This window comes from Pseudomonas sp. YuFO8, from assembly GCF_035065025.1.
Taxonomy (GTDB): domain Bacteria; phylum Pseudomonadota; class Gammaproteobacteria; order Pseudomonadales; family Pseudomonadaceae; genus Aquipseudomonas; species Aquipseudomonas putida_AE.
This window is the reverse complement of sequence record NZ_JAXDEQ010000009.1, coordinates 1-20,694: the sequence shown is the minus strand read 5'-3', so window position 1 is coordinate 20,694 and position 20,694 is coordinate 1. Positions and strand designations below refer to the sequence as shown.

The 20,694-nt window shown below is 60.4% G+C and carries 20 protein-coding genes and 1 tRNA gene; 12 read left to right on the top strand and 9 right to left on the bottom strand.

Annotated features, from left to right (window positions below; translation table 11 throughout):
• Positions 1 to 132: 132 nt before the first annotated feature.
• The gene (locus SOP95_RS10275) at positions 133 to 789 is read right to left on the bottom strand and encodes a thiopurine S-methyltransferase (RefSeq protein ID WP_323607030.1); all 657 of its coding nucleotides are present in this window, start codon (positions 787 to 789) and stop codon (positions 133 to 135) included.
• A 103-nt stretch (positions 790 to 892) separates the two neighbouring features.
• Between SOP95_RS10275 and SOP95_RS10270 the strand changes: the two genes are divergently transcribed.
• Positions 893 to 1,660 carry a DODA-type extradiol aromatic ring-opening family dioxygenase gene (locus SOP95_RS10270; protein ID WP_274073037.1) on the top strand — a complete coding sequence of 256 codons (768 nt, stop codon included), beginning with the start codon at positions 893 to 895 and terminating at the stop codon, positions 1,658 to 1,660.
• Between the two features lie 26 nt (positions 1,661 to 1,686).
• Here the strand turns inward: SOP95_RS10270 and phnR are convergent, their stop codons facing one another.
• A complete protein-coding gene (gene phnR / locus SOP95_RS10265; protein ID WP_274073036.1) occupies positions 1,687 to 2,400 on the bottom strand; it encodes a phosphonate utilization transcriptional regulator PhnR in 714 nt (237 codons plus the stop codon).
• A gap of 351 nt (positions 2,401 to 2,751) precedes the next feature.
• Here phnR and SOP95_RS10260 point away from each other — a divergent pair, with 351 nt between their 5' ends.
• The 6 genes from SOP95_RS10260 to SOP95_RS10235 all read left to right on the top strand — a co-directional run bounded on the left by SOP95_RS10260 (position 2,752) and on the right by SOP95_RS10235 (position 8,181).
• Positions 2,752 to 3,816 (top strand): ABC transporter substrate-binding protein, encoded by a 1,065-nt coding sequence (locus SOP95_RS10260; RefSeq protein WP_323607028.1) that lies wholly within the window; start codon positions 2,752 to 2,754, stop codon positions 3,814 to 3,816.
• 177 nt (positions 3,817 to 3,993) lie between these two features.
• Positions 3,994 to 4,800: an alkaline phosphatase family protein gene (locus SOP95_RS10255; protein WP_274073034.1), complete on the top strand. Its 807-nt coding sequence runs from the start codon at positions 3,994 to 3,996 to the stop codon at positions 4,798 to 4,800.
• Between the two features lie 5 nt (positions 4,801 to 4,805).
• Positions 4,806 to 5,642, top strand: a complete 837-nt coding sequence (locus SOP95_RS10250; protein WP_274073283.1) for an ABC transporter permease — start codon at positions 4,806 to 4,808, stop codon at positions 5,640 to 5,642.
• A complete protein-coding gene (locus SOP95_RS10245; protein ID WP_274073033.1) occupies positions 5,629 to 6,429 on the top strand; it encodes an ABC transporter permease in 801 nt (266 codons plus the stop codon). Before SOP95_RS10250 ends, SOP95_RS10245 begins: the two co-directional genes overlap by 14 nt.
• On the top strand, positions 6,426 to 7,415 hold the full coding sequence (locus tag SOP95_RS10240; protein WP_323607025.1) for an ABC transporter ATP-binding protein: 990 nt from the start codon (positions 6,426 to 6,428) through the stop codon (positions 7,413 to 7,415). Before SOP95_RS10245 ends, SOP95_RS10240 begins: the two co-directional genes overlap by 4 nt.
• Before the next feature lie 112 nt (positions 7,416 to 7,527).
• Complete coding sequence (locus SOP95_RS10235; RefSeq protein WP_323607023.1) at positions 7,528 to 8,181, top strand: HAD family hydrolase; 654 nt, start codon at positions 7,528 to 7,530, stop codon at positions 8,179 to 8,181.
• A gap of 96 nt (positions 8,182 to 8,277) precedes the next feature.
• On the opposite strand, the gene SOP95_RS10230 is transcribed toward SOP95_RS10235, so the two are convergent.
• Positions 8,278 to 9,240 (bottom strand): NAD(P)H-quinone oxidoreductase, encoded by a 963-nt coding sequence (locus SOP95_RS10230; RefSeq protein ID WP_274073030.1) that lies wholly within the window; start codon positions 9,238 to 9,240, stop codon positions 8,278 to 8,280.
• Positions 9,241 to 9,378: 138 nt separating this feature from the next.
• Between SOP95_RS10230 and SOP95_RS10225 the strand changes: the two genes are divergently transcribed.
• From SOP95_RS10225 to SOP95_RS10215, 3 genes are all read left to right on the top strand, one after another.
• Positions 9,379 to 11,460 (top strand): carboxy terminal-processing peptidase, encoded by a 2,082-nt coding sequence (locus SOP95_RS10225; protein ID WP_274073029.1) that lies wholly within the window; start codon positions 9,379 to 9,381, stop codon positions 11,458 to 11,460.
• A 131-nt stretch (positions 11,461 to 11,591) separates the two neighbouring features.
• Positions 11,592 to 13,367 carry a bifunctional diguanylate cyclase/phosphodiesterase gene (locus SOP95_RS10220; protein WP_323607019.1) on the top strand — a complete coding sequence of 592 codons (1,776 nt, stop codon included), beginning with the start codon at positions 11,592 to 11,594 and terminating at the stop codon, positions 13,365 to 13,367.
• A gap of 196 nt (positions 13,368 to 13,563) precedes the next feature.
• Complete coding sequence (locus tag SOP95_RS10215) at positions 13,564 to 14,238, top strand: DUF3313 domain-containing protein (RefSeq protein ID WP_274073027.1); 675 nt, start codon at positions 13,564 to 13,566, stop codon at positions 14,236 to 14,238.
• 395 nt (positions 14,239 to 14,633) lie between these two features.
• On the opposite strand, the gene SOP95_RS10210 is transcribed toward SOP95_RS10215, so the two are convergent.
• From SOP95_RS10210 to SOP95_RS10190, 5 genes are all read right to left on the bottom strand, one after another.
• Positions 14,634 to 15,041, bottom strand: coding sequence for a sel1 repeat family protein (locus SOP95_RS10210; protein WP_323607017.1), 408 nt, complete (start codon positions 15,039 to 15,041; stop codon positions 14,634 to 14,636).
• Entirely contained in the window at positions 15,042 to 15,413 is a 372-nt protein-coding gene (locus SOP95_RS10205; RefSeq protein ID WP_003223109.1) for a hypothetical protein, read from the bottom strand.
• Entirely contained in the window at positions 15,410 to 15,751 is a 342-nt protein-coding gene (locus tag SOP95_RS10200) for a helix-turn-helix domain-containing protein (protein WP_323607015.1), read from the bottom strand. The genes SOP95_RS10205 and SOP95_RS10200 overlap by 4 nt, the downstream gene beginning before the upstream one ends.
• 114 nt (positions 15,752 to 15,865) lie before the next feature.
• Positions 15,866 to 16,321: a YkvA family protein gene (locus tag SOP95_RS10195; protein WP_274073023.1), complete on the bottom strand. Its 456-nt coding sequence runs from the start codon at positions 16,319 to 16,321 to the stop codon at positions 15,866 to 15,868.
• Positions 16,322 to 16,612: 291 nt separating this feature from the next.
• Positions 16,613 to 17,326 (bottom strand): FKBP-type peptidyl-prolyl cis-trans isomerase, encoded by a 714-nt coding sequence (locus SOP95_RS10190; protein WP_008060887.1) that lies wholly within the window; start codon positions 17,324 to 17,326, stop codon positions 16,613 to 16,615.
• 255 nt (positions 17,327 to 17,581) lie between these two features.
• Here SOP95_RS10190 and SOP95_RS10185 point away from each other — a divergent pair, with 255 nt between their 5' ends.
• Both SOP95_RS10185 and SOP95_RS10180 read left to right on the top strand, forming a co-directional pair.
• A complete protein-coding gene (locus SOP95_RS10185; RefSeq protein ID WP_323607012.1) occupies positions 17,582 to 19,390 on the top strand; it encodes a di-heme-cytochrome C peroxidase in 1,809 nt (602 codons plus the stop codon).
• Entirely contained in the window at positions 19,387 to 20,529 is a 1,143-nt protein-coding gene (locus SOP95_RS10180) for a catalase family protein (protein ID WP_323607011.1), read from the top strand. The genes SOP95_RS10185 and SOP95_RS10180 overlap by 4 nt, the downstream gene beginning before the upstream one ends.
• Before the next feature lie 83 nt (positions 20,530 to 20,612).
• On the opposite strand, the gene SOP95_RS10175 is transcribed toward SOP95_RS10180, so the two are convergent.
• Positions 20,613 to 20,689 (bottom strand) — tRNA-Asp (locus SOP95_RS10175).
• Positions 20,690 to 20,694: the final 5 nt, after the last annotated feature.

Genomic DNA, 20,694 nt, shown 5'->3' with positions numbered 1-20,694 from the left:
CGCAGAGATGCGGGCCTTTTTTTCTACTGGATGGTTATGGTGTTTTTCATGGCCCCATCGCCAGCAGGCTGGCTCCCACAGTAGATGTGGGAGCCAGCCTGCTGGCGATGGAGCCCGGTAAACCAACACCTTTTACTGAGTGGAAACCCGATAAACGCGCTCCTCAAGCCGCGTAACGCCTGCCTCCAGAAACTTCCCGCTCTCGCTCAGTACATCCTGGTCTTCGAGGATTTTTAGTGTCCACGCAGCACCGAACAACCGCTGCACCTCTTCATCGAGCACGGCAAACGGCGGACCGGGCATCTGCGCCTGGTCGTAATCCAGCGTGATCAACAACCCAAGCGCATCCTTCGGCACAATCCGCGTCAGGTGCGCGGCGTATTGCTCACGCATGGGCGGCGGCAGCGCAATCAGCGCGGCGCGGTCGTAAACAGCGGCGCAATCGGCCACATCACCAGCCGTCAGGTCGAAAAAGTCACCGCACCACAGCTCGATCGAGCCAGCCCGATAGACCTTGAACGGGCCCTGCTCACTGACATCAGGGTCGAAATGGTGCTCATTGAAGAAGTCCTCGATGGCCTTCTCCGACAACTCGATGCCCAACACCTCATGGCCTTCGCGGGCGAGCCACAACAAATCCAGGCTCTTGCCGCACAACGGCACCAGCACGCGAGCGCCGTCCTCCACACCCAACTGCGGCCAAAACCGTTGCAGATAAGGATTAACTTGCGGCAAGTGAAAGCCGATCTGATTCGACGCCCACTTCTTGTGCCAAAACTCCGGCTGCATAAATAACCCCGAAAATTCGATCAAAACACCCTAAAACTTATATTAGATTTAGATCAATGATCTGACAGAAGATGACGCCATCTTAACTCCCAGGAGCTCATCCATGTTCCCCAGCCTGTACATATCCCATGGTTCGCCGATGCTGGCCCTGGAACCGGGCGCCAGCGGACCGGCCCTGGCTCGCCTGGCCGCAGAGATGCCCAGGCCGGATGCCATCGTGATTGTCTCCGCACACTGGGAAAGCGATGAACTGCTGGTGGGCGGCAACCCGCAGCCGGACACCTGGCATGACTTCGGCGGTTTTCCAAAGGCTTTGTTCGAGGTGCAATATCCGGCTCCTGGTAACCCCGGGCTGGCCGAACAGGTGGTCGAACTGTTGCGCGCCAGTGCCCTTCCCGCCCGCATCGACAGCACACGACCGTTCGACCATGGCGTCTGGGTGCCGCTGTCGTTGATGTATCCCCAGGCCGACATCCCGATTGTCCAGGTTTCACTGCCTACCCGAGGCGGCCCGGCCTTGCAGGCCCGTGTGGGCCAGGCGTTGGCCGGCTTGCGCGAACAGGGTGTGCTGTTGATCGGTTCCGGCAGCATCACCCACAACCTGCGAGAGCTGGACTGGCATGCCGGCCCGGAGAGTGTCGAACCCTGGGCCCGGGAATTTCGCGACTGGATGATCGACAAGCTCGCGGCAAAGGATGAGGCCGCCCTGCACGACTATCGCCGGCAGGCACCGAACGCCGTGCGCAACCATCCCAGCGATGAACACTTGCTGCCGTTGTACTTTGCCCGCAGTGCCGGGGGGCAGTTCAGCATCGCCCACCAAGGGTTCACCCTGGGCGCGCTGGGCATGGACATCTACCGTTTCGGATAAGGCTGCGAAGCCCGCGGTGGCCCGGTTCAGGCCACATCGACCCCGACATGAATCGCATCATGGCGCCAGAACTCCAGGTCACAATCGATCAGCCGCCCGTGCTGATCGTAATTGACCCGGGCGATGCGCAATCCGGGACTGCCCACCGACACCCTTAAAGCGGCCGCCGCGTCTGCCGACAATGCCGTCGGCACGATCTCGAAGCGCACCCGCCCGTAGTGCAGGTCGTAGTGCCGCGCATACAGCTCGGTGATCGACTGATTCAGGTCGAAATCCAGAATGCCCGGAAAATACTGCGGATTCAGATAGTGCTCCACGTACAGCACCAGTCGCCCATCAATACGCCGCGAACGACAGACCTGAATCACGCTCGACAACGCCGGCAGCTGTAACCAGGCACAGATCGCCGCCGATGCCGGCAACAATCGCGCCGAAATGACCTCGGTGGACGGCACCCGCCCCTGGGCGCTGACCATGGCGTGGAAGTGACTGCGCTGCATGAGGTTGTAGGCCAGGCGCGGCGGCGACACGAACCAGCCACGACGCTCCTCGCGATAGATCTGGCCCTGTGCTTCGAGCTGCAGCAATGCCTCGCGCACGGTAATCCGGGTCGTCCCAAACAACTCACTGAGCTTACGCTCCGCTGGCAACTTGCTCCCGGGCGCCAACAGCCCCTTATCGAGCTGCTCCTGAAGCACCTGGCCTATGGCTGTCACCGCTTTTGTTGCCTCATCGCGCATCAACGTTACCTATCTGGACTAGACCAGCACACTTTCGGGGCGCAACCGCTGGAAAAAACGGTTCTTTCAAGATCCTGCAAGCGTAGGCAATGCAGATGACCGAGAGATGACACAGCCGCCCGACGGTCATCCCGACAACGTGCAAGACATCGGCCAAGTCCCTTGTGTTATGGGGCTTCGCCCATGGTCTACGCTTACTTGGCACCCGCCGATACCGGGCAAATAAACGTCCGTCGGGGCGACGAACGACATCAAAGTGTCATCGAGCCGCCTTAGATTGGCTCAGGTATTGCTGACCTAGACCAACACAATCGCAATCGCAGCGTTGAAAACGCCCATAGGAGCTTCGGAATGAAACAGCTTTTCCTGGCATCACTGTTAGGCTCGACCATTGCCATGTGCACCGCCGCCATGGCGGCTGATGATTTGAAAACTCTCGAGGCCGCTGCGAAAGCGGAAGGCGCCGTCAACAGCGTCGGCATGCCCGATGACTGGGCCAACTGGAAAGGCACCTGGGAAGACTTGGCCAAGAAGTACGGCCTGAAACACATCGACACCGACATGAGTTCGGCCCAGGAAATCGCCAAGTTCGCCGCCGAGAAAGACAACGCCAGCGCCGACATCGGCGACGTCGGGGCCGCCTTCGGCCCGATCGCTGTCAAGCAAGGCGTAGTGCAGCCCTACAAACCAACGACCTGGGACCAGATCCCGGACTGGGCGAAAGACAAGGACGGCAACTGGGCACTGGCCTACACCGGCACCATTGCTTTCATCGTCAATAAAAAGTTGCTGCACGGTTCCGACGTGCCGACCAAGTGGGCTGACCTCAAGACCGGCAAGTACAAGGTTTCCATTGGTGACGTAAGCACCGCGGCCCAGGCTGCAAACGGCGTTCTGGCCGCGGCACTGGCCAACGGCGGCGACGAGAAAAACCTTGAGCCGGCACTGTTGCTGTTCGCCGACCTCGCCAAGCAGGGTCGCCTGTCGATGTCCAACCCGGTCATTGGCGCCATGGAGAAAGGCGAGATCGAAGTCGGCGTGGTCTGGGACTTCAATGGCTTGAGCTACAAGGCCAAGATGGCCAACCCGGATGACTACGTGGTGCTGATCCCATCCGATGGTTCGGTGATTTCCGGCTACACCACCATCATCAACAAATACGCCAAGAACCCCAACGCGGCCAAGCTGACCCGCGAGTACATCTTCAGCGACGCCGGCCAGATCAACCTGGCCAAGGGCAATGCGCGTCCGATCCGCGCCGAACACATCACGCTGCCGGATGACGTAAAAGCCAAGCTGCTGCCGAACGAGCAGTACAAGAAGGTCACGCCGATCAAGGACGCGGATGCCTGGGAAAAAACCTCCAAGGCCCTGCCGCAGAAGTGGAACGAAGAAGTCATCGTCGAAATGAAATGACGCGGTAGATCCCATTTGGGGATCTGATGGAGATCCAAATGTGGGAGCGGGCTTGCTCGCGAAGGTGGGGTGTCAGTCGACATCAATGTCGAATGTCAACCCGCCTTCGCGAGCAAGCCCGCTCCCACAGTGGACCGAGTGAATTTCCAATTACTGTTTCCCGGAGTGTTTGCCCCCATGAAACACAACGTCATCCTGGTCGTGCTCGACGGCCTCAACTACGAAGTCGCGCGTCACGCCATGGGGCACCTGCAGGCTTACGTCGGCGCAGGACGCGCAGCGCTCTACAAACTGGAGTGCGAGTTGCCGGCCCTGTCGCGACCGCTTTACGAATGCATCCTGACCGGCGTCAAGCCGATCGACAGCGGCATCGTTCACAACAACGTCTCGCGCCTGTCCAACCAGCGCAGCATCTATCACTACGCCACCGACGCCGGGCTGAAAACCGCTGCGGCGGCTTATCACTGGGTCAGTGAGCTGTACAACCGCTCGCCCTTCGTAGCGTCCCGGGATCGTCATACCGACAACCCCGACCTGCCGATCCAGCACGGGCATTTCTACTGGAGCGATCACTATCCCGACTCGCACCTGTTCGCCGACGCGGAAAACCTGCGCTTGATTCACGCGCCGAATTTCCTGCTGATTCACCCCATGAACATCGACGACGCCGGACACAAGCACGGCCTCGACACCCCGCAGTACCGCAACAGCGCGCGCTTTGCCGACATCTACCTCGCGGACTATCTGCAAGGCTGGCTCGACGCCGGTTATCAGGTGCTGGTGACCGCCGATCACGGCATGAACAACGACCGCTCCCACAATGGCCTGCTGCCCGAGGAACGCGAAGTGCCGTTGTTCGTACTCGGCGATGCCTTCAGCTTCAATGCCGACGCGGCGCCGAAACAGACCGACCTCTGCGGCACCGTCTGCGAACTGCTGGGCGTCCCCCACGACAAGCCCGTGTGCCGGGAGCTGCTCAAGTGACCTCCATGACTCGCGGCAAATGGCTGGCAGCCCTGTGCCTGGTGCCCTTCGCCCTGTTCTTCATCGTGTTCGAAATCGCCCCACTGACATGGGTCATCATCAACAGCCTGGAATCGGAAGAGTCCGGTTGGGGTATTGCCAACTTCACCAAGGTCTTCAGCTCGAAGTTCTACCGGCAGGCGATCCAGTACAGCCTCGAGATCAGTTTCTGGTCCAGCGTGTTCGGCATCATCATCGCCGTGCTCGGTGCCTATTCCCTTCGCCGGGTCGACTCCAGGCTGCGCAACTTCGTCAACGCCTTCGCCAACATGACCAGCAACTTCTCCGGTGTGCCGCTGGCCTTCGCGTTCATCATTCTGCTGGGCTTCAACGGCAGCTTCACCATCATGCTCAAGCAGGCCGGGATCATTCAGGACTTCAACCTGTACTCGAAAACCGGGCTGATCATTCTCTACACCTACTTCCAGATTCCCCTGGGCGTGCTGCTGCTCTACCCGGCCTTCGACGCCCTGCGCGAAGACTGGCGCGAATCCGCCGAGCTGCTCGGCGCCAACGGCTGGCAGTACTGGCGGCACATCGGCCTGCCGGTGCTGACCCCGGCGCTGCTCGGCACCTTCGTGATCCTGCTGGCCAACGCCCTCGGCGCCTATGCCACCGTGTACGCCCTGACTACCGGCAACTTCAACGTGCTGACGATCCGGATCGCCGCGATGGTCTCGGGTGATATTTCCCTGGACCCGAACCTGGCCAGTGCCCTGGCCGTGGTGCTGGTGGCGTTGATGACCCTGGTGACCATCGTCCATCAACTGCTGCTGAAGAGGAGCTACCATGTCTCGCGCTGAACTGGGGCCTGCCGGCGTCTACCATCGGGTGGTGGTCTACCTGCTGTTTGCCATCATGTTGCTGCCGCTGGTCGGCACCTTCATCTATTCGATTTCCAGCAGTTGGTCGGCCACCATCCTGCCCAGCGGTTTCAGCATCAAATGGTACGTACAACTGTGGAGCGATCCGCGGTTCCTGAGCGCTTTCGGCCAGTCGCTGCTGGTCTGCGTCGGCGCCCTGGTTCTGGCGGTGGTACTGATCCTGCCGTTGCTGTTCGTGGTGCATTACCACTTCCCCAGACTCGATGCACTGATGAACATCCTGATCCTGCTGCCCTTCGCCGTGCCGCCGGTGGTGTCGTCGGTGGGCCTGCTGCAGCTCTACGGTTCCGGGCCGTTCGCCATGGTCGGTACGCCTTGGATCCTGATCGGTTGCTACTTCACCGTGGCGCTGCCGTTCATGTACCGCGCCATCACCAACAACCTGCAAGCGATCAACCTGCGCGACCTGATGGACGCCGCCCAACTGCTCGGTGCCAGCACTTTTCAGGCAGCGTTCCTGGTGGTGCTGCCGAACCTGCGCAAGGGCCTGATGGTGGCGTTGCTGCTGTCTTTCTCGTTCCTGTTCGGTGAGTTCGTGTTCGCCAACATCCTCGTCGGCACCCGCTACGAAACCCTGCAGGTCTACCTCAACAACATGCGCAACAGCAGCGGTCATTTCACCAGCGCGCTGGTGATTTCCTATTTCCTCTTTGTGCTGGTCTTGACCTGGATCGCCAACATCTTGAACAGGGACAAAAGCGAATGAGCTATGTCAGCGTCCAACATCTGCAAAAGAATTACGCCGGCACCACGGTGTTCAACGACATCAACTGCGAAATCCACAAAGGCGAATTCGTCACCCTGCTCGGCCCGTCCGGTTGCGGCAAATCCACCCTGCTGCGCTGCATCGCCGGGCTGACGCCGGTGGATGGCGGCAAGATCCTGCTCGATGGCGTCGATATCGTCCCGTTGAGCCCGCAAAAACGCGGGATCGGCATGGTGTTCCAGAGTTACGCGCTGTTCCCCAACATGACCGTGGAACAAAACGTCGCGTTTGGCCTGCGCATGCAGAAGGTCAACGCCGGCGACAGCCACAAGCGTGTCGCCGAGGTGTTGCAGCTGGTGGAACTGAACGACTTTGCCAGCCGTTACCCGCACCAGTTGTCGGGCGGCCAGTGCCAGCGTGTCGCCCTGGCTCGTTCATTGGTCACCCGCCCGCGCCTGCTGTTGCTGGATGAACCGCTGTCGGCCCTGGACGCGCGGATTCGCAAGCACCTGCGCGAACAGATCCGTCAGATCCAGCGCGAGCTGGGCCTGACCACGATCTTCGTCACACACGACCAGGAAGAAGCGCTGACCATGTCCGATCGCATTTTCCTGATGAACCAGGGAAAAATCGTACAAAGCGGTGACGCCGAAACCCTGTACACGGCACCTGTGGACGTCTTCGCCGCCGGTTTCATCGGCAACTACAACCTGCTGGACGCCGCCAGCGCATCCATGCTGTTGCAACGGCCGATCAACCACCGCATCGCCATTCGCCCGGAAGCCATCGAACTGAGCCTGGACGGCGATCTCGACGCCCAGGTGCGCAGTCACAGCCTGCTGGGCAATGTGATTCGCTACCGCATTGAAGCCCGCGGCGTGGAGCTGGTGGTGGATGTGCTGAACCGCTCGGCGTCCGACCTGCATCCCGATGGTCAGCGCCTGGCACTTTCCATCGATCCGACCGCCCTGTGTGAGGTGGCTTGAAGGCAGCTGCAAGTTTCAAGCTGCAAGCTTCAAGTTGTAGACTGCTGACCACTGAATCCACTTCTTGCAGCTTAAAGCTTGAAGCTTGCAGCTGTTCTCAGAGAGAACCCCAATGGCCCTGGCAATTTTTGATCTGGACGAAACCCTGATCCACGGCGACTGCGCCTCGTTGTGGAGTGAGCAAATGGTCCGCCTCGGCTGGGTCGACGGCGAATCCTTCCTGCGTCGCGACAAGGAACTGATGGACGCCTACGGCAGGGGTCACCTGGCCATGGAGGACTACATGGCCTTCAGCCTGGAACCCTTGATCGGCCGTACCCCCGCAGAAGTCGAGCACCTGGTCGGCCCGTGGGTGGAAGATTTCATCGAACCGATCATCTTCAGCGACGCCACCAAAACCATCGCCGCCCACCGCAAGGCCGGCGACCGGATCCTGGTGATTTCGGCCTCGGGCACGCATTTGGTGAGGCCGATTGCCGAACGTCTGGGCATCGACGAGATTCTCGGGATCGAGCTGGAAGTGGCGCACGGGGCCTATACCGGCAAGACCGTCGGTACGCTGACGTATCGCGAAGGCAAGATCACCCGGCTGCTGGAGTGGCTGGATGCGGAGGAGGAGAACCTGGAGGGCGCGAGTTTCTATTCCGACTCACGCAATGATTTGCCGTTGCTGCTGAAGGTGGATTTCCCGCATGTGGTCAATCCGGACCCGGTATTGCTTGAGCAGGCGGAAAAATCCGGCTGGCCGATCCATAACTGGAAGTAAAAGCAAAAGATCGCAGCCTGCGGCAGCTCCTACAGGAGAATGCGATCCCCTGTAGGAGCTGCCGCAGGCTGCGATCTTTTCAGGCCCAACCCGATATCAGCTCAGGCTCTCGTCAATCACCAACACCAACTTCCCCGCCACCGTATTACTCGCCAACTCCGCAAACGCCGCTTCGGCATCCTTGATCGGGAAGGCCTTCGCCAGTTGCGGGCTCAAGCGTTTATCGGCAAACAGCGGCCAGACATGCTGGCCCAGATCCCTGAACAGATCCGCCTTGAACTGATCGCTACGACTGCGCAGGGTCGAGCCCAGCAACTGCACGCGCTTGGCCAGCACCTGCGCCAGGTCCAGCTTCGCTTCACGCCCCCCCATCAGGCCGATCAGCACCCAACGGCCATCGGCCGCCATCAGTTTCAGGTTCAGCGCTGCGTAGTTGCCGCCTACCGGGTCGAGGATGACGTCGAACGGCCCCAGGTCGCGCAGGCTGTCCAGGTCGTCAGTGCGCACCACGCCGCCCTGGGCGCCGAGCGCTTCACAGTAGGCCAGGCGCTCGGCAGAGCCGACACTGACCCAGCACGGATTGCCGAACGCCTTGCAAAGCTGAATGGCAGCTGAACCGATTCCACTTGCTCCGGCGTGCAACAGCACTTTTTCACCCGGCTTGAGTGCCGCCAGTTGAAACAGGTTCAGCCAGACGGTGGCATAGACTTCCGGCAGCGCGGCCGCTTCGGCCAGTGACATTTCGTCGGGAACCGGCAACACATGCCGCCCGTCGACCACCACCTCCTCGGCCATCCCGCCCCCGGCCAGCAAGGCGCAAACCCGATCGCCCACCTGCCAGGACGAGCCCGGGCCCACCTCGCTGATCACCCCGGAACACTCGAGCCCAAGCACTTGGCTGGCCCCCGGCGGTGGAGGATAAAGGCCTGCCTTCTGCAACAGATCGGCGCGATTGAGACCCGCTGCTGCCACTCGAATCCGAACTTGCCCCGCATCACACGCAGGACTGGGCTCTTCATCCCACACCACTTGACCGTCAACGCCTTGCAATGCTTTCACAGTGCCTCCATAGTGAGTCTGGACTGAGCCCGAAGCTGTAGCGCCGGGCTTTTTGCATTATGCGACCGGCCCATGTGGAACCGGCGACTTCAAAGACGGCCTAATATGCGTTATCAATTGTCCCCGCGTCGAATCAACATGAAGCGTTTGTTCCCCAGCACTGCCCTCGCCCTTTTCATCGGTATCGGCCTGTTGCCGATGTCCGGCAATACTTTCGCAGCCAATAGCTGGGACAAGCTTCAGCCCGACCGTGACGAAGTCATCGCCAGTCTGAATGTCGTGGAACTGCTCAAGCGCCACCACTACAGTAAGCCGCCGCTCGATGACGCGCGCTCGCTGATCATCTACGACAGCTACCTGAAACTGCTCGACCCGTCGCGCAGCTACTTCATGGCCAGCGACATCGCCGAATTCGACAAGTGGAAGACCCAGTTCGACGACTTCCTCAAGAGCGGCGACCTCAACGCCGGGTTCACCATCTACAAGCGCTACCTGGACCGCGTCAAGGCGCGTCTGGACTTTGCCCTTGCCGAGCTGAACAAGGGCGTCGACAAGATCGACTTCACCTCCAAGGAAACCTTGCTGGTCGACCGCAAGGATGCCCCTTGGCTGAAATCCACCGCGGAACTCGACGACCTGTGGCGCAAACGCGTCAAGGACGAAGTGCTGCGGCAGAAGATCGCCGGCAAGGACTCCAAGCAGATCCAGGAAACCCTGACCAAGCGCTACAAGAACCAGCTGGCGCGCCTGGGCCAGACCCGTGCGGAAGACATCTTCCAGGCGTACATCAACACCTTCGCCATGTCCTACGACCCGCATACCAACTACCTGTCGCCGGATAACGCGGAAAACTTCGACATCAACATGAGCCTGTCCCTCGAGGGCATCGGCGCCGTGTTGCAGAGCGATAACGACCAGGTGAAAATCGTGCGCCTGGTGCCGGCAGGCCCTGCGGACAAGACCAAGCAGGTCGCACCGGCCGACAAGATCATCGGCGTAGCCCAGGGCAACAAGGAAATGGTCGACGTGGTCGGCTGGCGCCTGGACGAAGTGGTCAAGCTGATCCGCGGTCCGAAAGGCACCATCGTGCGCCTGGAAGTGATCCCGGCCAGCAATGCACCGAACGACCAGACCAGCAAGGTCGTGCCGATCACCCGCGAAGCGGTGAAGCTTGAAGACCAGGCGGTGAAAAAGTCGGTCCTCAACCTCAAGCAGGACGGCAAGGACTACAAGCTCGGTGTCATCGAGATCCCGGCCTTCTACCTGGACTTCAAGGCCTTCCGTGCCGGCGATCCGGATTACAAGAGCACCACCCGCGACGTCAAGAAGCTGCTGACCGAGTTGCAGAAAGACAAGGTCGACGGCGTGGTCATCGACCTGCGCAACAATGGCGGTGGCTCCTTGCAGGAAGCTACCGAGCTGACCAGCCTGTTCATCGACAAGGGCCCTACCGTGCTCGTGCGTAACGCCGACGGCCGCGTCGATGTCCTCGAAGACGAAAACCCGGGTGCCTTCTACAAAGGCCCGATGGCGTTGCTGGTCAATCGCCTGTCCGCCTCGGCCTCGGAAATTTTCGCCGGTGCCATGCAGGACTACCATCGCGCGCTGATCATCGGCGGCCAGACCTTCGGCAAAGGCACCGTGCAGACCATCCAGCCGCTGAACCATGGCGAGCTCAAGCTGACACTGGCCAAGTTCTACCGGGTTTCCGGGCAGAGCACCCAACATCAGGGCGTACTGCCGGACATCGATTACCCGTCGATCATCGACACCAAGGAAATCGGCGAAAGCGCCCTGCCCGAAGCCATGCCGTGGGACACCATCAAGGCGGCGATCAAGCCTGCGCTCGACCCATTCAAACCGTACATCACCCAGCTCAAGTCCGAGCATGACGTACGCACGGCCAAGGACGCGGAGTTCGTGTTCATCCGCGACAAACTGGCCCTGGCGCAGAAACTGATGGCGGAAAAAACCGTCAGCCTCAATGAAGCCGAGCGTCGTGCCCAGCACGCCGATATCGAAGCCAAGCAGCTCGCCATGGAGAACATCCGTCGCAAGGCCAAGGGCGAAGAGCCGCTCAAGGAGCTGAAGAAAGAAGACGAAGACGCTATCGCGGCCGAGGACGACAAGACGAAGCCGGAAGACGATGCCTACCTGAGCGAAACCGGGCGCATCCTCCTGGATTACCTGAAGCTCAATACCGCGGTCGCCAAGCACTAAGCTGATGGCAATTTAATGCTGACGCTCCCCGGAGCGTCATCAAACAGTCATCATTCTGTCGTGAAATAACGGACCGGTAGCCCTCTTGCACCCAAGAGCGCTCCGGTCCTTTTTTTTCGCCAGAGATCGCCATGACCACAACCGAACAGCTGAGTGCCTTGAGTTCAATACTGGCTCAAAGCGGTTTGCACAGCCTGTTCCAACCCATCATCTGCCTCTCTGAACGACGCATCCTGGGCTACGAAGCCCTGAGCCGCGGCCCCTCCAACAGCCCGTTGCACTCTCCTGTCGCCCTGTTCGCCGTCGCCCGCCAGGCGGGTCGCCTGAGCGAACTGGAAATCGCCTGCCGGCAGAGCGCTTGCCGGCGTTTCAACGAACAGAAGCTGCCCGGCAAACTGTTCCTCAACGTCTCCCCGGAATCATTGCTCGAAGCGGCCCACCAGCCGGGTCGCACCTTGCAGCTGCTGCAGGATTTCGGCATCGCACCGAACCAGGTGGTGATCGAACTCACCGAGCAGACCCCGACCGACGACTTCCATCTGCTGCACACCGCCTTGCATCATTATCGGGCCATGGGCTTTTCCATTGCCCTGGACGACCTGGGCGCGGGTTACTCAAGCTTGCGCCTGTGGTCCGAATTGCGCCCCGACTACGTGAAGATCGACCGCCACTTCATCGACGGCATCCACCAGGATGCCCTCAAGCGCGAGTTCGTAGGCTCAATCCTGCAGATCGCCAAAGCCTCGCGGGCCCAGGTGATCGCCGAAGGCATCGAGTTGCCGGAGGAACTGGCAGTCTTGACCGAAATGGGCATCGACCTGGTCCAGGGTTATCTCCTCTGCCGTCCCCAGGAGCATCCACCGCGCGATGCCCGCACCTTGATGCCCCGGCGCGACAGCAGCGCAGTGGCATTGGCCGACGACGGCAGCGACCTCAGCGCCCTGCTCAACGACCAGCCCGCCGTGCCCCGCAACACCCCGACCGCCACCGTGCTCGAAGCCTTCCGCCGCCAAGCCAACCTGAACTCCCTGGCGGTGCTGGACGAGCACGACCAGCCCTGCGGCATCGTCCATCGGCACTCGCTCTCGGACGCCCTGCTCAAGCCGTTCGCCACCGACCTGTTCGCCCGCAAACCGATCAGCCGCCTGATGAGCGACGACTTCCTCGCCGTCGAGATCAGCCAGTCGCTGCAACAGGTCAGCCGACTGATCACCAGCCGCGCCCGGCAACGCATCGAAGAAGACTTCATCATCACCCTCAACGGCCATTACCTGGGCCTGGGCCGGGTGATCGACGTGCTCAAGCTGATCACCGAACTGAAAATCCAGCAAGCACGCTACGCCAACCCCCTGACCCTGCTGCCGGGCAACGTACCCATCCAGCAATGCCTCACACGGCTGCTGCAACAGCAGCGCGAATCGGTGATCTGTTACGTCGACATCGACAGCTTCAAACCCTTCAACGACATCTATGGCTACGGCCGTGGCGACGAAGTCCTGCTGTGCCTGGCCCAATGCCTGAACGACCGCATCGACCCCTCCCGCGACTTCGTCGGCCATATCGGCGGCGACGACTTCCTGCTGGTACTGGGCCCGGACGACTGGCGCAAACGTTTAAACCAACTGCTCGACGACTTCCACAGCCAGTGCCGACGCTTCTACCGCAGCGAACACCTGGAAGCCGGCTGCTTCACCGCCCCCAACCGCCAGGGCGTGCGCCAGGAGTTTCCCTTGTTGTCGCTGTCGATTGGGGTGGTGCATTTACATCCGCAGGCATGTGGTCAGCTGGATGCGAGCCAGTTGGCGGAGATGGCTTCGCAGGCGAAGCATCATGCGAAGAATGTGCAGGGGTATAGCGTGCATGTGATTGATAGCATGGCGGGGACGGGGCGATTGCATTCGAACTGACCACCGATTTCATCGGTTCATCATGTGTCGCCTGGTTATTTACCCCCTCTCTCTACAAACCATGGAGAAATGAATCGGTTGCAGCGCCCCTACCTGACTATGCTGAATAACGGTCATTTTGATGTTCCGGCCAACGGCGAAATCTAGGACAGGCCTGCTTCAAGGGTCAATCCTGCTTATCAATACAGGACTCAACATGGATAAATCACGCTATTGGCTTTCTGGTTTGGTCATGAGCGCAATGATGCTCAATGGCTGCGCTTCCAAGGTCACTGAAGTAGACCAGTACTCTGGGTACCTGGATCGTTATGATGTTTTGCAGCCGTCGGTTTCTGCCACAGGCGCGTCGACACTGCGCTGGGTTTCCCCAGGCTTTAGTCCTGCGGCATTTGATACGGTGAACTTCGATGGGTTGGAATTGTTTCCTGCGCCCACGGCGACGGATCGCATAAACATGCAGGCATTCACGCAACTTCAACAGACGACCAACCAGGCTGTTGTTAGCGCATTGTCAAAGCGATACAGGGTATCCAATACCTTGCAGCCCCTGCCCCCCAATGCACGTCCTTTGGTCATGAGAGCTGCCATTACCGGCGTGAACGCCTCCAACGAAGGCATGAAGTGGTATGAAATCATTCCCGTAGCGGCAGTGGTAGGAGGCGTGGGTGCCGTCACCGGGCACCGCGATCAAGACACCGAGTTGTATGTAGAGGCAGTCTTGCTCGACCCGGCGACCAACGAACCGGTAGCGAGAGTCGTGCGCAAGGTATTTGGAAACAAACTGGAAAATGCTTCAACGCCAATCAAGGCTGAGGATTTTACGCAAGCAATCAATGGATTGGGCGCCGACTTGAGTGCGTTCGTTCATTAGTAGTTAGAAAAGTTTGCGCATCACGGCGGTGGTCGGGCAGGACCACCTGGCCGCTAGCTCCAGCAACTCACTAGAAACGCCCACTCAGGCCAGAAACGTGAATACGGCAGCCTAGTCAGCCATCAGGTTTACATGGACTGATAAGGGGACGACTGATAAGTGATAAGGGGACGGATTTATTTTCCCATCCCTTTGTTGGAAAAATAAATCCGTCCCCTTTTTCGCCTTTTTCGCTTTTTCGTTTTTTCGCTTTTTCGCTTTTTCGTCCAGTTCACGAAAACCGCCACAACTTGAAGGAAATTTCCGAGGACCTTACCCAGAAAATTCGCCCAATAAAAAGCAACGAGGCACGAGGTTTCCCTCACGCCACCTGTGTGTATCGAAAAATAAACGAATTACTGCGAAGAACCGCCAGCATCCAACTCTTTAAGTTTGATCTCGGCCAACGGATGCCCGGCCTTGGCGGCCATCTCCCAAAACCGCGCCGCTTCCGCCGGGTCCGGCGCCTTGCTCGGGCTCCCAGCCAGGCTGATCACACCCACTTGGTAGGCTGCCTTGCCATCACCGGCCAATGCGGCCAGACGTAACAGGCGGACACCCTCTTCCCGCGCTCCCAGGCCGACGCCACGAAAGGTCAGGATGTGACCATAGAAACTCTGCGCGCCGACATCGCCCAGGTTCGCCATGCGTGCGAACTGCCCCTCCATCCAGCTCCAGCCGCGGGGCTGGCGCACGAACCATGGCCAGTGGAATAACCGGCGGGCCAGCCAGTAGCCGGTCCGTGCCTTGAGCTTCAGGAACACTCAGGCCTCCGCCGATTCGGGGTACTCGTATTCGAACACGCGAACCACTTCCGAGGCGTGCCAGGAGGCGGCGGCGACGCCGTCGGATGGGCCGGAGAAACGGCCCAGGCGCTCGACGCATTCAAAGAAACCGGTGCGTGGCAAGCGGCTGGCGCCCTGGCTGATCACCAACGAGCTGCGCAGTGGCTGTTCGGCCTTGGCGTCCAGTGCGGCCAGGTGTTCGAGCGCGGCGGTGAGGGTTTGCATGGCGGGCGTCGGCAGCTGCAAGCGCTCCAGCAAGGCGCGGTAGGTCAGGAGATGGCGCTGTCGGCGCGCCTGGTCCAGTTCGCCTAACAGACCGTCCCAATGTTGACGACTGATGCGTACGCTCACGATTCATCCCTCCACCCTGGCACCGTCAATTCCCAGGCCAGGCTGCGGCGAATCGCGGCGTCGGGCAGACGCTCGCCACTTTCGATCATGGCCAGGTATGACGGGCTGATGCCTACCGTGCGGGCCAGCGCCTCGATGGCGATGCCCTTCCCTTCGCGCAAACTGCGGAGTTGATCCAGACCTGGAAGAATGGGGTCCGGGGTGGTCGCGAGCGGCGCCGGGGCCGGACGCGACGGTGCTTCGTTGATGCCTGCTGCTTTGAGTAAAGCCTGATACTGAGCCCATGGCAGAACCGCATATTCGGGCTCGCCTTCGCGTGTAATTATCTGAATATCCATGACTACCCCGTAGGACAAAAACACTTAGCGAGTCGGCACTTTTCCCTAGAAGTGTAATCCTAACAGCGGCCAAGGTCGCGGGGGCTATCTATCTGCGGCGCAGACTGGACCAAATCAGGACTTTTTCGGTCCTTGAAGCTTCAGTTTCTCAGGGGTATCGGGCAGGCGCTCGACCACGGCGAGCTTTTCCGGCACCTGGCGTTTGCGCCAGGCGCGGAAGGCGTTGAGTTCATCGTCGAGGACTTTCATCAGCCAGGCCAGCACGGCGATGTCGTCGATCATGCCGAACAGCGGCAGAAAATCAGGAATGGCATCGACCGGGCTGAGAAAGTACATCAGGCCGGCGACGACCGAGATCAGTGCCTTGGGGCTTATGGCGCGGTATTCACCGCGCCAATAGGCCAGGCACAGTGCCTGCAACAGGCGCAGATCGTCCTTGAGTTTGCCGAGCCGGTTGCCTTGGCTGGCACTTTTACTGGCCACCGCGAACAGCAAGGTCGGCAAGCGCCCACGGGCGAGCAGGCGTCCGGCCAGGGGCAGGAAACGAGCAAAATTCCAGGGTGCTTTCATGATGCCTCCGGCAAGAATGTTATCCACACAAATTGTGGATAACCTTGTGAACAGAGCCACTTTTCATGGCTGAAAGGCCCGTTTCATAAGGGCTTAACTCAGATCGGGCGTTTTTTGCCCATCTAAAAAATCCTAATATTTCATTGACTTGGAGGTCTGCCGAAGGTTAGGGCCGCCCCCCACACTGTCTATGACTTCAGCATACGGCAACTGTTCGCTTTGTTTACCATGCAGCACCAGATGCAACAACGCCCCGCATGAGCGAGGCGTTGTTGTCGAAGCAGACGCGAATTACTTGGCGGCGTCTTCTTTTGCTGGATCCTTGATGGCCAGCAGTTCCAGGTCGAACACCAGTACCGAGTTGGCCGGGATCGCCGGACTTGGGCTTTGCGCGCCGTAAGCCAGTTCGCTAGGAATATACAGCTTGTACTTCTCGCCGACGTGCATCAGTTGCAGGCCTTCGACCCAACCCGGGATCACACCGCTGACCGGCAGATCGATCGGGCTGCCGCGCTCGACGGAGCTGTCGAAAACGGTGCCGTTGGTCAGCTTGCCGGTGTAGTGAACGGTCACTACGTCAGTCGGCTTAGGCTGGGCGCCATCAGCTTTCTTTTCCACTTCGTATTGCAGGCCGGAAGCGGTGGTCACGACGCCAGCTTTCTTGGCGTTTTCTTCGAGGAATTTCTTGCCGGCGGCTGCCGACTCTTCGCTCATCTTGGCCATGCGCTCTTCGGCACGCTTTTGCAGCGCGGCGAAGGCTTCGACCAATTCTTCATCCTTGAGCTTCTGCTCTTTCTTGCCGACCGCATCTTCGATGCCCTGGGCGACGGCTTTGGAGTCCAGATCGTCCATGCCTTCCTGAGCCAGGCTCTTGCCCATGTTCAGGCCAATTCCGTAGGAAGCTTTTTGCGCCGGGGTTTTCAGCTCTACGCTGGTTTGCGAGTCGCAACCCGCAAGTACCAGGCTAACCAGGGCCACCGCCGCCGCCAACCGATGCTGTTTCATGCTATTTCCTTGTTCATGCGCCTAAAGGGCAATCGAGTAAAGTCGCGAGCTTATCAGGCGGCCACGACCAATGGCTACCGGCATGAGAGCCGCAAACTGGCGATAAGTTCAGGTGTTTAAACGCATTTGGACCTGTTGACGATGAAACTTCTGTCATCTTGCGTTCAGGGAGGCCGAACATATGGCGTAATGGCCTCTTGCCGCCTACCTGGGGCTGAGGCATAACGGAAGAAAAGATCGACAAGGATGGTCTACGTGCGCCTCTTGCTCCGTTTGTTGGGCCTGATTGTGGCCCTGTTGGCCCTGGCCCTGGCCGTGGTCCTGTACTACGTCGCCAACCCGAAACTGCCGCGCCACGCGGCCGCGCAACAGGTGCACTACCTGGATCAATGGAGCGCCGAAGAGCGCCAGCGCTACTATTTCACGCCCCAGGGGACCCAGGTCAAGGGCTTGCGCTACGACTGGTTCACCGCCCTGGAACAGCCCTTTTCGCAGCAACGATTCGCCGCCCCCGAGTACCTCGCACGCTTCGGTTTCCTGATCGATCCCGCGCAGAAAGCCACATCGGACAACCCCGGCAACCTGCCCGCGGGTTTCGCCCGGCATCAGAATCCGGGCAGTGCGGATACATTTCTGGATATTACCTGCGCTGCCTGTCATACCGGTGAGCTGCACCTGAAGGGTCAAGCCGTGCGCATCGACGGCGGAGCCGCGCAGCATGTGTTGCCCTCCAGCGTGCCCACCCTGCGAGGCGGCAGTTTCGGACAGGCCCTGGTGGCGAGCCTGGTGTCCACCTACTACAACCCATGGAAGTTTGAACGTTTCGCCCGCAAGGTCCTGGGCCCCGACTATGAGGACGGCAAGCAGGCTCTGCGCGAGGCCTTCAAGGGCTCCCTCGATACCTTCCTCAAGGTGGCCTGGAACGACACCCATCGCGGGCTTTACCCAACCGAAGAAGGCCCCGGCCGCACCGACGCGTTCGGGCGCATTGCCAATGCCAGCTTCGGCGACGCGATTTCCCCCGCCAACTACCGCGTGGCCAACGCCCCCGTCGACTACCCACAGTTGTGGGACATGTGGACGTTCGACTGGGTGCAGTGGAATGGCTCGGCGCAGCAGCCCATGGCGCGCAATATCGGTGAAGCCCTGGGCGTGGGCGCCACGCTGAACTTTTTCGATGGCAACGGGCAGCCACTCAAGGGCGACGATCGTTATCCCTCCAGCGTGCGGGTGCGTGACTTGCACCTGATCGAAGAAACCCTGCAACGACTCAAGCCGCCAGCCTGGCCGGAAGACTTGCTAGGCGTGGTCGACAAACCGCTGGCCGCCAAGGGTCGCGTGCTGTTCACGCAGAACTGCGCCGGTTGCCACGTACCGCAGGTCATCCCCAGCGAGGGGCGGCCGGTGCAACAGCTGAAAATGCTGCCCGTGCACGTGATCGGCACCGACCCTGGCGCCGCCAACAATATCGCTGATCATCGCTTCGACCTGACGGCCTTGCAGTGGGACCCGGCCGAGCTGGCGCAACTGGACGTACAACTGCATCCCACCCCCAGCGCCCCCCTGGACCTGAGCCAGCTGTCGGTCGCCAAGGGCCTGGCCTACGTCACCGCTTTCGTTGGCAACCGCGCCTATCGCGAGGCAGCCATCACGCCCGCCGAGCGCGCGGACATGGATGGCTTCGGCCTGCCGATCGGGGTCCAGGAATTGCGCGCCTACAAGGCCCGACCGCTAGCGGGCGTATGGGCGACGCCGCCCTTCCTGCACAACGGTTCGGTGCCGAGCATCTACCAATTGCTTTCGCCCCAGGACGAACGCGCCACCACCTTTTACAAAGGCACCTTCGAATACGACCCGAGGCACCTGGGCTATCGCACCGAAGCCTTCGACAATGGTTTTGTGTTCGACACCCGCATCACTGGCAATCACAACAGCGGCCACGAATTTCGCGCCGGCAAACGCGGCAACGGCGTGATCGGCCGCCTGCTGCAACCCGAAGAGCGCTGGGCGTTGCTGGAGTATTTGAAAGTGCTGGGCGGCCCCCTGGAGGCGCAACTGCCATGAAGCTTCTATGGATGCGTCTGGGCGCCTTTCTCGGCAAGACCCTGCTCTGGTTGCTGGGCCTGGGCGTGCTCGGCTGGGCAGTGGCCACGGCCTGGTTCGCCTGGCATCACCGCGGACCGGTCTCAAATCAGGAGCTGATTCCGGCCGGCGAAGCCGCGATGACCCAGGCCATCATCCAGACGGCGGTGCGCATCGTCGACCAGCACCGCGAAAGCACTCGTTACCTGCGTGACGCCCATGCCAAGGCACACGGCTGTGTGCAGGCCGAAGTGCAGGTTTTGCCGGAATTGGCGGGCGATCTGCGTCAGGGGGTGTTCAGCGAACCCGGCAAGACCTGGCAAGCGACGATGCGCCTGTCCAATGGCAACGCCTACCCGCAATTCGACAGCATCCGTGATGCTCGCGGCATGGCGATCAAGCTCCGCGATGTGCCCGGCAAACAGCTGCTCGGCGACCAAGCGGATCGAGCAGAACAGGACTTCGTGATGTTCAGTCATCCGAACTTCTTTGTCAGCGATGTCGCCGAGTATCGTCAGAATGTGGCCGCCCAGGCGGACGGCAAAAAGGCCATGGCCTTCTTCCCGTCCTGGGACCCGCGCAGTTGGCAGGTGCGCCATCTGTTCATTGCCCTGGCGACACTCTCCCCTGCCCCGGAAAGCCCGACGCGCACGACCTACTTTTCGGTTTCGCCCTACAAGTTTGGCGAGGCCAATGCCAAGTTTCGCGTGATTCCCGACCCTGACAGCTGCCCGGCCTACACCCTGCCCGCGCAGAATCAGAAGTTGCCGAATTTCCTGCGCAGCGCACTGTACCAGCAGCTATCGACCGATCGGATGCCCGCCTGCTTCGTCCTGCAGATCCAGCGCCAGGACGCGAGCAAGTACATGCCGATCGAAGACACCAGCATTGAATGGCAAGGGAGTGACGCGCCGTTCCAGACGGTGGCGCGGGTCAGGGTACCGGCCCAGGACTTCGACACGCCGGCGCAGAACCTGCAATGCGACAACCTGTCTTTCAACCCATGGTTCGGAATTGAAGCGCATCGCCCCATCGGCGGCATCAACCGCTTGCGCAAGGCCGTTTACGAGGCTGTCAGCGATTACCGTCACGACCGGAATGCCGGGGAAGACCGGCGCTAAACCCAAACGCCAGACAGCAAAAAGCCCGCACTAAGCGGGCTTTCCGTGGTGACCTGGCGTTCAGTGTTCCAGGTGACCGAATATGGCGCAGCGGACGGGACTCGAACCCGCGACCCCCGGCGTGACAGGCCGGTATTCTAACCGACTGAACTACCGCTGCGCGAA